The organism is Acinetobacter sp. ANC 4173 (assembly GCF_004331255.1).
GTDB lineage: Bacteria > Pseudomonadota > Gammaproteobacteria > Pseudomonadales > Moraxellaceae > Acinetobacter.
In genome coordinates, this window is sequence record NZ_SJOF01000009.1 from 25,585 (window position 1) to 39,742 (window position 14,158).

The following is a 14,158-nucleotide window of genomic DNA, read 5'->3' on the forward strand; positions in this document are numbered from 1 at the left end:
AAAAAAGCGCCATAAGGCGCTTTTTTGAATCAGGTTCCTTGTTCTAAAGGTAAGCCTGCATCACGTGCCGCTCGGGTACCTCCCATCAGCACAACATACTCACGTGAATCATCTAAACCATCAAGAAGTTCAGCCGCACGTGGTGCCTTACTTCCGCCACCACATAAAATGTAAATGGTCTGATCCGCAGACACCTGAGTCAAACAATCTGCTGACAAGTCTGTAATTGGCTGATTTACCGCACCTTTAACATGGGCTTCAGCATAAGCACTTGCGTCACGGACATCCCAGATGACGGCATCGTCTGGGAACTCAAATGTTGTAATTTCTTGTTTACGGATCATTGTGCACTCCTTTGATGTAAACAACACTTGGCAAATGAAGAAAACATCCCTAGCATCTCAGATATTCTTTCCCTTTGTAAAGGTCTATTCCATGCCATCTTTCGATATTGTTTCAGAATTAGAGATTTTTGAAGTAAATCATGCAGTTCAGAACACGCAAAAAGAAATTGCGACGCGTTTTGACTTTCGCGGACAAGATGTTTCTATTGAACTGAATGAAAAGTCTAAAGAAATTAAAATTAGCACCGAAAGTGATTTCCAATGTGAACAAGTGTATAACATGCTGGAAAACCATTTTTATAAACGCAAAGTCGATGTGCAAGCTCTAGATCCACAAAAAGCCACGGCTTCGGGTAAAAATGTGATTCAAGTGATCAAACTGAAAGATGGCCTTGACTCTGATACTGCAAAAAAAATTAATAAAGCCATTAAAGAAAGCGGCATTAAAGCGCAATCTTCAATTCAAGGCGACAAAATTCGCGTGACTGATAAAAAGCGCGATACTTTACAGCAAGTCATGAATTTCTTGCGTGAACAACAATTTGGGCTTCCATTGCAATTTAATAATTTTAAAGACTAATGTGAAGCTATCCCCTAACCTCTAAAGGTATGATATGACACAAAGTAATCGTTTATCCAAACTGGTCAAAGCCACATCGAAATTCCCGCAAGGGATTCGAAGTACCCTTTGGAGCAAAGCCTTTGGTCGTATTGTGCCGATGGTGGGCACAGCCAATATTCGTTATCTGGAAGTCGATCAACACCATGTAGTGGTACGTATAGAAAACCAACGCAATATGCAAAACCACATTAAAGGCGTACATGCAGCAGCCATGGCGTTGTTGGCAGAAACGGCCACAGGTTTTTTAACAGGTCTGCATGTACCAGATCAGCGAATTTTGCTGATTAAAACCCTACATGTTGATTATTTAAAAGTCGCTCAAGGTGGGCTTACTGCCACCGCAAGCTTAAGCCCAGAACAGCAGAAGTTGATTGCTGAACAGGAAAAAGGTGAATTACTGATTCCTGTAACGGTCATTGATGATGCTGGTAATGAACCGATTCAATGCCAAATGCTTTGGGCTTGGCTACCTAAGCGCAAGTCGGCTTAAAATAGAGGCATAAAAAAACCAGCAACATGCTGGTTTTTTTATTTAAGCTTAGGCAGATTGAGTGTTCATAAACTTCTGCTTCACTTCTTCAGGAATTTGACGTTTATTCCCTTTCACATCCACAGCCACAAAAGTGAATACACCTTCTGTGACGCGTTTTGCCTCACGCGAGCTGTCATGGCTATCCCAGACTTCAATTTGCATTTGAATTGAAGTATTGCCGACTTTTAGAATTTTGGTATAACAACTAATCACATCGCCAACTTTGACTGGCACCAGAAAAGTCATTTGATTAATTGAAATTGTTGCGCAACGCCCTTTACTAAAGCGTTCTGCATGGATTGCTCCAGCCAAGTCCATTTGTGACACAATCCAGCCACCAAATACATCGCCACTCCAGTTGGTATCCGCTGGCATCGCAATGGTTTGAAGAGATAAAGTCCCTTCTGGTTTCACATGAATATCTGACACGATTTCTCCAAGCCTATTGTGCTTTGACTAGGCATTAGACATTTGAATGTTGATCCAGCCACTGTTGTAGTTCACTCGATCTAAGCGCACCGCTTATTCTAGCAATTTCATTGGTTTTATTCATCAACACGAGGGTTGGAATACTCCGTACATGAAAAGCACTACTTAAACGAGGAGACTCCTCCGTATTAATCTTGGCAAAAATCACGCGAGGGTTCTGTTTTGCCACGGCTGCGAAATGAGGAGCCATCATTTTACACGGTCCACACCAGTCTGCCCATAAGTCAATCAAAATAGGTAAATCACTGTGCGTGATAAACTGACTAAAATTTTGTTCATTTAAATCAATGGGAGCTAGTGGAATCAAGAGCTGGTGGCACTGACCACAGCTGGGCTGGGCTTCAATTTTTTCTTCAGGCACGCGATTCTTCGCCAAACAGGATGGGCATACAATAATCATGAGCTGACTCCAATATGTTGATGTAAGAATTCTAATTGGGTCGAAATGGCTTTTTCAAACCACGGATGATGATAAATATCGAAATGTTTCATCTCCCATTCATAATATTGCACAAATGGGGCAATATTGGTGGCTGCTTCACGACTCGAAGCGATTGGAAATAAACTGTCTTCTTTGGCTGCTATAAATAGCACTGGAACATTAATTTTACGGACGTCCTGAATTGGTCGATAACGGATCAACTTAAAAAAGACCCGGGCTGGAATTTCACCACTCCAAAAATAGTCTGGATGAACAATCGACATATAACCTGAAAAACTATCTTCTGTCGGCATAAAGCTAAGATCATCTGGACTCACGACAGGCAAGGTTTTCGTACTCATCCCTACTTTCGCCCCCATATAATCCTGACTGGACATTTTTAATGCTTTGGATAATTGAGGAAGAGGATAAAGTTTGGTAAGTTCACTGCCATCAACCATCGGCACTTGAACCATCACCGCTTGAATATTTTTCAACTCGCTGGCCAAACTTAAAACATAGCCGCCACTGAGTGCCGTTCCCCACAAAATAATCCGTCGTGAATCAATCGACTTTCGTTCCTGAAGATGTGCAATCATCGTTCGCCAGTCGTCTAACTGTGAGCTAATGGAGACCAATTCACGTGGCCGCCCTGTACTGCCACCCCAGTAGCGATAATCAAACAACACCACCGCATAACCGGCTTGTGCAAATTGTTTTGCATATTGCACCAGTTTAAACTGGCGTAAGCCTGCCAAGCCATGTGCCATCAATATAACAGCTGGTTTATGTTCCGTTTTTGGCCGATAAAAATCTGCTGCAAGAACTTCCTGACCACTTTTGACATATAAAGGCTCGACCGTGTAAGCGTGCATACGCGCTCCAGTACGTTATTTTATGGTTGTAATCATTTATAAAAATTTCAACAGATTCAACTGTCGAATCTGCTTAATGCTATCATAAAGCATATATTGTTTAATTGAATGATGGAGTGACACAATGAGCGAAAATGTAGGCTTCGCAGGTCAAATTGGCCCTGAGCATGTAGAACAAGTTGTCGAAAAAGGATTCAAATCTATTATCAACAACCGTCCAGACATGGAAGGTGGATCAGAGCAACCCACCAGTGCTCAAATTGAAGAAGCCGCGCGTGCTGCAGGACTCGACTATGTCTATCAACCCGTGGTAGCAGGTCAAATAACCGAACTTGATGTGCGTACTTTTGCCAATCATTTTAATGAACTCCCAAAACCCGTTTTAATGTTTTGTCGTACGGGCAATCGTTCAAACAATTTATATCAACTGGCAAAACAAATGGATTTGCTGGATGATTAAGCAACTCTTGACTACATGCATTTTGTGTAGTGCTTTGATGAATAGTACATTTCTTTTCGCTCAGAAAACTCCAACACCTCAAGCACTGAGCGAAAACCTTACCGTGTCTGGTCAGCTTGATAACAAAACGTTTCAACTACTGTTAAAACAGGGGTTTAAGTCTGTGATTGTGAATCGACCTGATCAGGAAATGGGAAACAATATTTCCGTCAGTCAGTTACGGAATATTGCGGAGCAATCTCATGTAAGTGTCATTTACCAACCGATTGAAAACGGTAAAATTACGCAAACAGATATCATTGAATTTTCAAAGTACTATAACGAACTACCTAAACCCATTTTAATGATTTGTAAAAGTGGTCAACGCTCAAGCGAATTATTTAATGAAGCACGTAAGCAAGGTTTATTGCATGAATAAATTATTGATCGTTGTACTCTGTACTTTAATCCTACCTGCTTGTAGCTCGATGAATGTGCGTCCTACGGTTGGGGTGAGTGTTGGAACATCAATTTAAATTTTCGCTCAAAAAAACAGCGCTTCAGCGCTGTTTTTTATACAGATGGATTATAGAGCATCATTATAATGTGCTGAAATACCATATGAACTTGTTAAGTTTGATGCAGCTTCATTTTCAACATCGCTAATCAAATAGCTTAAGCCAAGACTGGTTGAACCACTAATTACTTTACTACTTACAATTGAATCTGCTAACAACTGAATATTTAAATAGCCTGCATAAATTTTCAGATATTGAATCTTAAGATCAAATTGACCATTGCAGGTGCTCCTTCAGTATTAATCAATGACACAACTTAGGCAAAAATGCCAGATTTAACTGGTGTTCACTGATTTATTTCTTTCATCAGTATTTACCTTTACTATGGTTTTAAAACCATTTTTAATTTAATCAGACAGTGAAGAAGAAGTCGCAAGTGTTATAAGTACATATGCCACATTTCTTGACGCATCCGTCGTCTGTTTTACAATATTCGTATTACTTATATGCTTCATAGACGTATCATTGCCAGAGTGATTTCCACATGCGCAACTCCCCCCTTTATTTTCATCTAAAACGCGAACCATAACAGTTAGCTGACCATTTGTTATGGTCATCAATAATTTATCTAATTCATTTTTTAATGCAGTTACAGAACCAGTTGCTGTAGCCTCTCCTCTTGAACCACCTCTCCATTCAAAGTTCCCCCTGAATTATTATTATTTTCAAAATATCTATCACTTCTCTTCCACCATAACTTACCAACCAAACACAAAGCGTATTAGTAATATAGTTTTCAGCCAATCTATTTATTATTCATCAAAATCACGAACATTATTTTCTTCAAGAAAATCGTCATTAAAATTGTTAATTTACAGTATGAACCCATAGAAGTAGCTTTATGTAAACAAAGCAAAATCAAATGTTTTACTATGTTAATCTGAAAAGCAATTATTCAAATAACATACACTATGTACGACATCATTATTATTGGTGCGGGAACAGCTGGACAAGCTGCTTACAAAGAAGCAATCAAACACACATCAAATATTTTAATTGTGAATCATGGTCCGTGGGATACCACCTGTGCACGCGTTGGTTGTATGCCTAGTAAAGTGCTTATTTCTGTAGCAAATCAACTGCACGATGCCCAATCATTAAATAAAGTTGGCATAACGACTCATCTAAATATTGATTCTAAAAAAATCATGTTACACGTACAAAAATTGAGAGATCAATTTACACAAGCTGCTTTAAAAGATATCGCTCGTTGGGATTCAGCCCATAAAATATCAGGTCAAGCTCACTTTATTGATGTTCAGACCATTGAAATCAATCAACAACGCTATCAAGCCCGAAGTTTTATTCTGGCTGTAGGATCAACGCCGAGTTTTGATCAGCAATGGAAGCAAGAATTAGGTCAAAAACTAATTACCTCCGATGAGGTATTTGAGTTGGAACAATTACCTCAATCTATTGCAGTCATTGGAAGTGGTGTCATTGCACTTGAACTTGCTCAAGCATTACAACGCTTAGGGGTTAAAACCACGATATTTGCACGTAGTCGAAAGGTCGGAACATTAACCAGTCCCTTACTACAAAAAATGGCACAAGAACTTTTAAGTCAAGAAATTGACATTAAGTTCGAAGTTTTACCCACGCAAGTTCAAAATTCAAAAGATGGCGTAAAGATTGTCTACCAGGAGCATGGGCAAGAATACAATCTAGTGACAGATTATTTGTTGGTCGCAACAGGGCGTCGTACGTTACTGGATACCTTAAAATTAGAAAATATTAATGCTCAATTTGTAGAGCTTAAAAACTTACCTGTTCATCCAGAAACCAAACAGCTTGCACACTATCCTATTTTTGTTGTTGGTGATGCTCATACCAACACACCTATTCAGCACGAAGCAGCACATGAAGGTCGCAGTGCTGTTTTAAATTGCTTAAATTTAAAAAAAATAAAAAACATCCGAAATCTAACGCCAATGGGTATTGTATTCTGTGAACCAGAAATAGCAATTGTCGGACAAAGTTTTAAGCAACTTGAAAGTGATAAAGTTCCTTTTGTAACAGGCCATGTTTCTTATACCAAACAAGGACGTGCGCAAGTTTTAGGAAAAAATTATGGTGCGATGGAAGTCTATATTCATGCAGAAAGTCGCAAAATTTTAGGTGCAGAATTACTCATGACTTCAGCTGAACATTTAGCGCATTTACTCTGTTGGATGATTGCTGAAGATTTAACACTGGATCATCTCCTCGCTAAACCATTTTATCATCCAACCTTAGAAGAAGGATTACGCACTGCCCTTAAACATGCTCGGCGCCAATTAAATACTACTCAATAGCATCTTAATCTTGTTTCAATAATACTGCGACTCTTTGACTATATGCAATGAGATGAACAATCCAGCGTTTTGCAGCCAAAACTGCTGTAACAATAATCCCAACATTCTGACCCATGACCAAAACTACAGTTTGCTCTAAGTAAATCGCTTGGCTCGCCAAGGCTGCTAAAGTCACAGCAATCGCTTCACTAGATGATTGCAATAGAATTGTCATCACAAAACCAATAATATAGAAAGTAATTTACTTAAAATACTTTCTGTAGACCAACGCCTTAAATCAATAGAGGCAACGACACCTACCATGGCTTGCTGTAAAATATAAATTTCCAAAAATAATAAATTAAATCCAGCAATGGTCATACCCATTAAAGCCAGTAGATCCTTCGCAAGTAATTTTAAGATTGCCCCAAAAGTAATTAAAGGTAAGGCTAACTTCAAAATTGAAAATTTTAAACCCAATAGTACAACCATCCAACCCGTGCTGGTTGCACCAATAATGACATCCATCGTATTGCTAAAGGTCAAGACGCCCGCACTTTATATTTCTTATCATTTGACCGATTAATCATATTTTTAAATAATTTTCGTCTATTCTTTTTAATTTCCAATAAAAAACACCCCCTAACGTTGGTTAGGGGGTGTTTGAATTAATGAGCTGGCGATGACTTACTCTCACATGGGTAACCCCACACTACCATCAGCGCTAAGAGGTTTCACTTCTGAGTTCGGGAAGGGATCAGGTGGTTCACTCTTGCTATTGTCGCCAGCACAACTGTTTATGACTATTCGTTATGGTCTTATTTACACAGGGTGTATGCCTAACTTTCATCAAATGAGTTATTAACAGAACATCTGAGTTAATTTAATTTGCACATTGTACTTAGCTTTATAACTAAATCAAGTTGATTGTGATGATTTGAACCACAACACCAACTGTTTGGGTGTTGTATAGTCAAGCCTCACGAGCAATTAGTATTGGTCAGCTTCACATATCACTATGCTTCCACATCCAACCTATCAACGTCGTAGTCTTCAACGGCTCTTTAGAGGACATAAAGTCCTAGGGAAATCTTATCTTGAGGTAGGCTTCCCGCTTAGATGCTTTCAGCGGTTATCCCTTCCGAACATAGCTACCCGGCGATGCGACTGGCGTCACAACCGGTACACCAGAGGTTCGTCCACTCTGGTCCTCTCGTACTAGGAGCAGATCCTCTCAAATTTCCAGCGCCCACGGTAGATAGGGACCGAACTGTCTCACGACGTTCTAAACCCAGCTCGCGTACCTCTTTAAATGGCGAACAGCCATACCCTTGGGACCTGCTTCAGCCCCAGGATGAGATGAGCCGACATCGAGGTGCCAAACACCGCCGTCGATATGAACTCTTGGGCGGTATCAGCCTGTTATCCCCAGAGTACCTTTTATCCGTTGAGCGATGGCCCTTCCATACAGAACCACCGGATCACTAAGACCTACTTTCGTACCTGCTCGACTTGTGGGTCTCGCAGTTAAGCGCGCTTTTGCCTTTATACTCTACGCGTGATTTCCGACCACGCTGAGCGCACCTTCGTACTCCTCCGTTACTCTTTAGGAGGAGACCGCCCCAGTCAAACTACCCACCAGACATGGTCCTCGTCCCGGATAACGGGACAGAGTTAGAACCTCAATATTACCAGGGTGGTATTTCAAGGACGGCTCCATTGGAACTAGCGTTCCAACTTCAAAGCCTCCCACCTATCCTACACAAGTAAGATCAAAGTTCAATGTCAAGCTGCAGTAAAGGTTCACGGGGTCTTTCCGTCTAGCCGCGGGTACACCGCATCTTCACGGCGAATTCGATTTCACTGAGTCTCTGCTGGAGACAGCGCCCCCATCATTATGCCATTCGTGCAGGTCGGAACTTACCCGACAAGGAATTTCGCTACCTTAGGACCGTTATAGTTACGGCCGCCGTTTACTGGGGCTTCGATCAAGAGCTTCGCTTACGCTAACCCCATCAATTAACCTTCCAGCACCGGGCAGGCATCACACCCTATACGTCCACTTTCGTGTTTGCAGAGTGCTATGTTTTTAATAAACAGTTGCAGGGGCCTGGTTTCTGTGGCTGCCAATAGCTCATCCCGCAAGGGGAATCACCGTCAGCAGCGTACCTTCTCCCGAAGTTACGGTACCATTTTGCCTAGTTCCTTCAGCAGAGTTCTCTCAAGCGCTTTGGTCTACTCGACCTGACCACCTGTGTCGGTTTCGGGTACGATTCCTGTGTAACTGAAGCTTAGAGACTTTTCCTGGAAGCATGGTATCAGCCACTTCACTGTACAAGTACAGCTTGCTATCAGTTCTCAGCATAGAGTACCCCGGATTTGCCTAAGATACATGCCTACAACCTTTCACCTGGACAACCAACGCCAGGCTGACTTAACCTTCTCCGTCCTCTCATCGCATTACACAGAAGTATTGGAATATTAACCAATTTCCCATCGACTACGCCTCTCGGCCTCGCCTTAGGGGTCGACTCACCCAGCCCCGATTAACGTTGGACTGGAACCCTTGGTCTTTCAGCGTGCGAGTTTTTCACTCGCATTGTCGTTACTCACGTCAGCATTCGCACTTCTGATACCTCCAGCATACTTCTCAATACACCTTCATCGGCTTACAGAACGCTCCCCTACCACTTGCAATAAATTGCAAATCCGCAGCTTCGGCATATAGTTTTAGCCCCGTTACATCTTCCGCGCAGGCCGACTCGACTAGTGAGCTATTACGCTTTCTTTAAAGGGTGGCTGCTTCTAAGCCAACCTCCTAGCTGTCTATGCCTTCCCACATCGTTTCCCACTTAACTATAATTTTGGGGCCTTAGCTGGCGGTCTGGATTGTTTTCCTCTTGACTACGGACGTTAGCACCCGCAGTCTGTCTCCCGGATAGTACTCATAGGTATTCGGAGTTTGCATCGGTTTGGTAAGTCGGGATGACCCCCTAGCCGAAACAGTGCTCTACCCCCTATGGTATTCGTCCGAGGCGCTACCTAAATAGCTTTCGGGGAGAACCAGCTATCACCAGGCTTGATTAGCCTTTCACCCCTATCCACAAGTCATCCCCTGGCTTTTCAACGACAGTGGGTTCGGTCCTCCAGTTAGTGTTACCCAACCTTCAACCTGCTCATGGATAGATCGCCTGGTTTCGGGTCTACACCCAGCAACTAAACGCCCTATTAAGACTCGATTTCTCTACGGCTCCCCTATTCGGTTAACCTTGCTACTGAATGTAAGTCGCTGACCCATTATACAAAAGGTACGCAGTCACCGAACAAGTCGGCTCCCACTGCTTGTATGCATGCGGTTTCAGGATCTATTTCACTCCCCTCACAGGGGTTCTTTTCGCCTTTCCCTCACGGTACTGGTTCACTATCGGTCAGTCAGGAGTATTTAGCCTTGGAGGATGGTCCCCCCATATTCAGACAAGGTTTCACGTGCCTCGCCCTACTCGACATCATCATATAAGCCCTTTCGTGTACAGGACTATCACCCACTATGGTTGCACTTCCCAGAGCATTCCACTAGAACTTATATGACTTAATGGGCTTTTCCCCGTTCGCTCGCCGCTACTAAGGGAATCTCAATTGATTTCTTTTCCTAAGGGTACTGAGATGTTTCACTTCCCCTCGTTCGCCTTGCAACACTATGTATTCATGTTGCAATACCTACCTTATAGTAAGTGGGTTTCCCCATTCAGAAATCTCCGGATCACAGGATATTTGCCGCCTCCCCGGAGCTTATCGCAGGCTATTACGTCTTTCATCGCCTCTGACTGCCAAGGCATCCACCACATGCACTTAATTACTTGACTATACAACCCCAAACAGTCGCTAATCCCTACAAGTAGGATATTGCGTCGCGAACTTAATCGCTACAGTTGGAGCTTTGTAGATTTAACTACGTACAGCTTCAATTCAAATTCACATACCAAAACGCTTGATTCAGTTAATTTCGCTAGTAACTCATTTCACTCAACGTTAACAATTACTTGTTAGGTTAAATAAAACGAGTATGAACAAATTATTTCAACTCAAATATATTCTGTTAATGATTTTTCCAGCCTTCGTCAGGTCAGGAAACTGTGATAAATCACAGAACTTAATAAACTCAATGTTTACTAAATTCTATAATCTAACTACTTAGCTTATATATTGATGTTCAATATATGGTGGAGACTAGGAGAGTCGAACTCCTGACCTCCTGCGTGCAAAGCAGGCGCTCTACCAACTAAGCTAAGTCCCCAGCTTATCAATAAGTTAATGTCTCTGTTTTTCTGTATTCAGCATTTATTCAATGCTTTGTTAGTCAGATTTGGTGGGTCTGACAAGACTTGAACTTGTGACCCCACGCTTATCAAGCGTGTGCTCTAACCAACTGAGCTACAGACCCTCAGATACATCGTCATGAAGAACAACTTGTTGTGGATTCTTACCAATCGTCAATCTTTCGTTAAGGAGGTGATCCAGCCGCAGGTTCCCCTACGGCTACCTTGTTACGACTTCACCCCAGTCATCGGCCACACCGTGGTAAGCGTCCTCCTTACGGTTAGACTACCTACTTCTGGTGCAACAAACTCCCATGGTGTGACGGGCGGTGTGTACAAGGCCCGGGAACGTATTCACCGCGGCATTCTGATCCGCGATTACTAGCGATTCCGACTTCATGGAGTCGAGTTGCAGACTCCAATCCGGACTACGATCGGCTTTTTGAGATTAGCATCCTATCGCTAGGTAGCAACCCTTTGTACCGACCATTGTAGCACGTGTGTAGCCCTGGTCGTAAGGGCCATGATGACTTGACGTCGTCCCCGCCTTCCTCCAGTTTGTCACTGGCAGTATCCTTAAAGTTCCCACCCGAAGTGCTGGCAAATAAGGAAAAGGGTTGCGCTCGTTGCGGGACTTAACCCAACATCTCACGACACGAGCTGACGACAGCCATGCAGCACCTGTATGTAAGTTCCCGAAGGCACCAATCCATCTCTGGAAAGTTCTTACTATGTCAAGACCAGGTAAGGTTCTTCGCGTTGCATCGAATTAAACCACATGCTCCACCGCTTGTGCGGGCCCCCGTCAATTCATTTGAGTTTTAGTCTTGCGACCGTACTCCCCAGGCGGTCTACTTATCGCGTTAGCTGCGCCACTAAAGCCTCAAAGGCCCCAACGGCTAGTAGACATCGTTTACGGCATGGACTACCAGGGTATCTAATCCTGTTTGCTCCCCATGCTTTCGTACCTCAGCGTCAGTATTAGGCCAGATGGCTGCCTTCGCCATCGGTATTCCTCCAGATCTCTACGCATTTCACCGCTACACCTGGAATTCTACCATCCTCTCCCATACTCTAGCTGACCAGTATCGAATGCAATTCCTAAGTTAAGCTCAGGGATTTCACATCCGACTTAATCAGCCGCCTACGCACGCTTTACGCCCAGTAAATCCGATTAACGCTCGCACCCTCTGTATTACCGCGGCTGCTGGCACAGAGTTAGCCGGTGCTTATTCTGCGAGTAACGTCCACTATCCAGTAGTATTAATACTAGTAGCCTCCTCCTCGCTTAAAGTGCTTTACAACCAAAAGGCCTTCTTCACACACGCGGCATGGCTGGATCAGGGTTCCCCCCATTGTCCAATATTCCCCACTGCTGCCTCCCGTAGGAGTCTGGGCCGTGTCTCAGTCCCAGTGTGGCGGATCATCCTCTCAGACCCGCTACAGATCGTCGCCTTGGTAGGCCTTTACCCCACCAACTAGCTAATCCGACTTAGGCTCATCTATTAGCGCAAGGTCCGAAGATCCCCTGCTTTCCCCCGTAGGGCGTATGCGGTATTAGCATTCCTTTCGGAATGTTGTCCCCCACTAATAGGCAGATTCCTAAGCATTACTCACCCGTCCGCCGCTAAGCTAAGGTGCAAGCACCCTCGCTCCGCTCGACTTGCATGTGTTAAGCCTGCCGCCAGCGTTCAATCTGAGCCATGATCAAACTCTTCAGTTTAAAATCAGTAGTACCTATAAGGGTACCAATCTTGGCTCATCAATTTTCTGACAAATATTTCTCAAATAAACTTCGAGTAATTTCTACCATCAATCAATGAAAATAATTTCGATTAATCAATCAGTAAAAATCCACACAAGTTGTTCTTCATAATCTCTTAATGATCTTCTTGATGACTCGTCATCATCAAGCTAGGTCGGCTATGTTACTCTAATTTCAATCAAAGTCAACAGGTTTTGTTAATTATTTTTAAACCCCTTCAAGACTTCCAGATTCTACCGCTTGGGCTAAATCCTTGTTTCTCAACAAGTTTTAATCAACATCACCGCCGATGGATGTGCATTCTACAGCATTCCCAAACCGTTGCAATACCCTTTTTAATTTTTATGCGAAAATAGCGTTCGTACGGTTAATTAATAATCTATTACACGGTTTTATTACATATTTTGATCAAATTTGTTTTAATACTCTGAAGAAAACAACTGTTACAATACGCTCCATACCCTTTATTTTAGACTTCTTATGTTGCTTATGACATTAAGAACCGTCTTGGATCTATTATGCAACATACTCACTATTATTTATGTGCGACACTTTTAGCTGTTAGTTTTGCTTCTACTGTTCAAGCAAATGATGATCTATCTGCTACAGCTTCAAGCGACACTCCTATAAATGAAGTTACACCTGATGCATCATCTATTCCTCAGGTTTCTAGACTTGAGTCATTAAAAGAACTCAAAAATGTAAAAGCAAATGATTTAAAAGTGAATGCAAATGCTGCACAGCCCGATAGTATCAAAGACCCTTTAGAAGCATTGAACCGTGAAACCTTTGCCTTCAATGATTTCTTAGACCGAAATTTTGCCAGACCAGTAGCAGTACAATATAAAACAAAAGTTCCTGACAGTACCCGCGGTGCTTATCGTGCATTTCGTAAAAACTTAAATGAACCTTGGAATGCCGTAAATCAATTGGTGCAAGGGCGCCCATCGCGTGCTGCAAAGTCTTTAGGTCGCTTTACGATTAATACCGTGACGACTTTAGGTTTTGCTGATCCTGCGCGACGTTTAGGTCTAGACATGGAAGAAGAAGGCTTTGGTACGACACTTGGTTATTATGGTGTCCCTTCTGGTCCATATTTGGTTTTGCCTATTATAGGTCCAAGTACTTTCCGTGATGGTTTTGGTTTTGCTGTTGATGGTCAAGCACGCCTACAAAAATACATCTTTGCAAATAACGATGGCTTATATTGGTCAGATCAATTGCTACGCGGTATTGATACACGCGCCCAAATCCTTGATGTAGAAGATGTATTACAAGGAGACCGTTACGCAGCGATTCGAGATATCTATTTACAACGTAAGAATTTTGAAATTGCGCAAAAGCAAGGGCTTGATGCTGACAACATTTCTTTTGTCGACGAAGAACCTGATGATGGTATTGATGATACGCAAGATTCAGATAACTCACCACCGTCTGAATAATTTGTAAAACTTATTTGCACTGAAACGCATTATTTTTTCTAGCAATTACTTGATTGATATAG

At 42.5% G+C, this 14,158-nt stretch carries 12 protein-coding genes, 2 tRNA genes and 3 rRNA genes; 6 read left to right on the forward strand and 11 right to left on the reverse strand.

Annotation, left to right across the window (positions count from 1 at the left end):
- Positions 1-29 precede the first annotated feature (29 nt).
- Positions 30-344, reverse strand: coding sequence for a rhodanese-like domain-containing protein (locus tag E0H94_RS11370; protein ID WP_131326640.1), 315 nt, complete (start codon positions 342-344; stop codon positions 30-32).
- A 91-nt stretch (positions 345-435) separates the two neighbouring features.
- Between E0H94_RS11370 and E0H94_RS11375 the strand changes: the two genes are divergently transcribed.
- Together E0H94_RS11375 and E0H94_RS11380 are read left to right on the forward strand one after the other, a co-directional pair.
- Positions 436-924, forward strand: a complete 489-nt coding sequence (locus E0H94_RS11375; RefSeq protein ID WP_116760531.1) for a YajQ family cyclic di-GMP-binding protein — start codon at positions 436-438, stop codon at positions 922-924.
- 34 nt (positions 925-958) lie between these two features.
- Positions 959-1,456 (forward strand): DUF4442 domain-containing protein, encoded by a 498-nt coding sequence (locus E0H94_RS11380; protein WP_131326641.1) that lies wholly within the window; start codon positions 959-961, stop codon positions 1,454-1,456.
- A gap of 48 nt (positions 1,457-1,504) precedes the next feature.
- Here the strand turns inward: E0H94_RS11380 and E0H94_RS11385 are convergent, their stop codons facing one another.
- The 3 genes from E0H94_RS11385 to E0H94_RS11395 form a co-directional block, all read right to left on the reverse strand.
- Positions 1,505-1,873, reverse strand: coding sequence for an acyl-CoA thioesterase (locus E0H94_RS11385; protein WP_413773013.1), 369 nt, complete (start codon positions 1,871-1,873; stop codon positions 1,505-1,507).
- A gap of 88 nt (positions 1,874-1,961) precedes the next feature.
- Entirely contained in the window at positions 1,962-2,387 is a 426-nt protein-coding gene (trxC, locus tag E0H94_RS11390) for a thioredoxin TrxC (RefSeq protein WP_131326642.1), read from the reverse strand.
- A complete protein-coding gene (locus tag E0H94_RS11395) occupies positions 2,384-3,283 on the reverse strand; it encodes an alpha/beta hydrolase (protein WP_131326643.1) in 900 nt (299 codons plus the stop codon). Before E0H94_RS11395 ends, trxC begins: the two co-directional genes overlap by 4 nt.
- Before the next feature lie 124 nt (positions 3,284-3,407).
- Between E0H94_RS11395 and E0H94_RS11400 the strand changes: the two genes are divergently transcribed.
- From E0H94_RS11400 to E0H94_RS11410, 3 genes are all read left to right on the forward strand, one after another.
- Positions 3,408-3,743: a TIGR01244 family sulfur transferase gene (locus E0H94_RS11400; protein WP_131326644.1), complete on the forward strand. Its 336-nt coding sequence runs from the start codon at positions 3,408-3,410 to the stop codon at positions 3,741-3,743.
- Positions 3,736-4,161, forward strand: coding sequence for a beta-lactamase hydrolase domain-containing protein (locus E0H94_RS11405; RefSeq protein ID WP_131326645.1), 426 nt, complete (start codon positions 3,736-3,738; stop codon positions 4,159-4,161). Before E0H94_RS11400 ends, E0H94_RS11405 begins: the two co-directional genes overlap by 8 nt.
- 1,050 nt (positions 4,162-5,211) lie before the next feature.
- Positions 5,212-6,594 carry a dihydrolipoyl dehydrogenase gene (locus tag E0H94_RS11410; RefSeq protein ID WP_131326646.1) on the forward strand — a complete coding sequence of 461 codons (1,383 nt, stop codon included), beginning with the start codon at positions 5,212-5,214 and terminating at the stop codon, positions 6,592-6,594.
- A 4-nt stretch (positions 6,595-6,598) separates the two neighbouring features.
- On the opposite strand, the gene E0H94_RS18710 is transcribed toward E0H94_RS11410, so the two are convergent.
- The 7 genes from E0H94_RS18710 to E0H94_RS11440 form a co-directional block, all read right to left on the reverse strand.
- Positions 6,599-6,808, reverse strand: a complete 210-nt coding sequence (locus E0H94_RS18710) for a hypothetical protein (RefSeq protein ID WP_227548587.1) — start codon at positions 6,806-6,808, stop codon at positions 6,599-6,601.
- The gene (locus E0H94_RS18715) at positions 6,808-7,119 is read right to left on the reverse strand and encodes a hypothetical protein (RefSeq protein WP_227548589.1); all 312 of its coding nucleotides are present in this window, start codon (positions 7,117-7,119) and stop codon (positions 6,808-6,810) included. Before E0H94_RS18715 ends, E0H94_RS18710 begins: the two co-directional genes overlap by 1 nt.
- 128 nt (positions 7,120-7,247) lie before the next feature.
- Positions 7,248-7,362: ribosomal RNA gene (rrf, locus tag E0H94_RS11420) — 5S ribosomal RNA — on the reverse strand.
- Between the two features lie 180 nt (positions 7,363-7,542).
- Positions 7,543-10,436: ribosomal RNA gene (locus tag E0H94_RS11425) — 23S ribosomal RNA — on the reverse strand.
- A gap of 355 nt (positions 10,437-10,791) precedes the next feature.
- Positions 10,792-10,867 (reverse strand) — tRNA-Ala (locus E0H94_RS11430).
- A 70-nt stretch (positions 10,868-10,937) separates the two neighbouring features.
- Positions 10,938-11,014, reverse strand: a tRNA-Ile gene (locus E0H94_RS11435).
- 61 nt (positions 11,015-11,075) lie between these two features.
- Positions 11,076-12,612 (reverse strand): 16S ribosomal RNA (locus E0H94_RS11440).
- The 16S, 23S and 5S rRNA genes sit together here with 2 tRNA genes alongside, the layout of an rRNA operon.
- 560 nt (positions 12,613-13,172) lie before the next feature.
- Between E0H94_RS11440 and E0H94_RS11445 the strand changes: the two genes are divergently transcribed.
- A complete protein-coding gene (locus tag E0H94_RS11445) occupies positions 13,173-14,096 on the forward strand; it encodes a VacJ family lipoprotein (protein WP_131326647.1) in 924 nt (307 codons plus the stop codon).
- Positions 14,097-14,158: the final 62 nt, after the last annotated feature.

Coding starts and splice junctions, on each gene's coding strand:
- E0H94_RS11370 (WP_131326640.1), bottom strand. CDS start 344: ATGATCCGTAAACAAGAAATTACAACATTTGAGTTCCCAGACGATGCC.
- E0H94_RS11375 (WP_116760531.1), top strand. CDS start 436: ATGCCATCTTTCGATATTGTTTCAGAATTAGAGATTTTTGAAGTAAAT.
- E0H94_RS11380 (WP_131326641.1), top strand. CDS start 959: ATGACACAAAGTAATCGTTTATCCAAACTGGTCAAAGCCACATCGAAA.
- E0H94_RS11385 (WP_413773013.1), bottom strand. CDS start 1,873: ATGCCAGCGGATACCAACTGGAGTGGCGATGTATTTGGTGGCTGGATT.
- trxC (WP_131326642.1), bottom strand. CDS start 2,387: ATGATTATTGTATGCCCATCCTGTTTGGCGAAGAATCGCGTGCCTGAA.
- E0H94_RS11395 (WP_131326643.1), bottom strand. CDS start 3,283: ATGCACGCTTACACGGTCGAGCCTTTATATGTCAAAAGTGGTCAGGAA.
- E0H94_RS11400 (WP_131326644.1), top strand. CDS start 3,408: ATGAGCGAAAATGTAGGCTTCGCAGGTCAAATTGGCCCTGAGCATGTA.
- E0H94_RS11405 (WP_131326645.1), top strand. CDS start 3,736: ATGATTAAGCAACTCTTGACTACATGCATTTTGTGTAGTGCTTTGATG.
- E0H94_RS11410 (WP_131326646.1), top strand. CDS start 5,212: ATGTACGACATCATTATTATTGGTGCGGGAACAGCTGGACAAGCTGCT.
- E0H94_RS18710 (WP_227548587.1), bottom strand. CDS start 6,808: ATGACAATTCTATTGCAATCATCTAGTGAAGCGATTGCTGTGACTTTA.
- E0H94_RS11445 (WP_131326647.1), top strand. CDS start 13,173: ATGCAACATACTCACTATTATTTATGTGCGACACTTTTAGCTGTTAGT.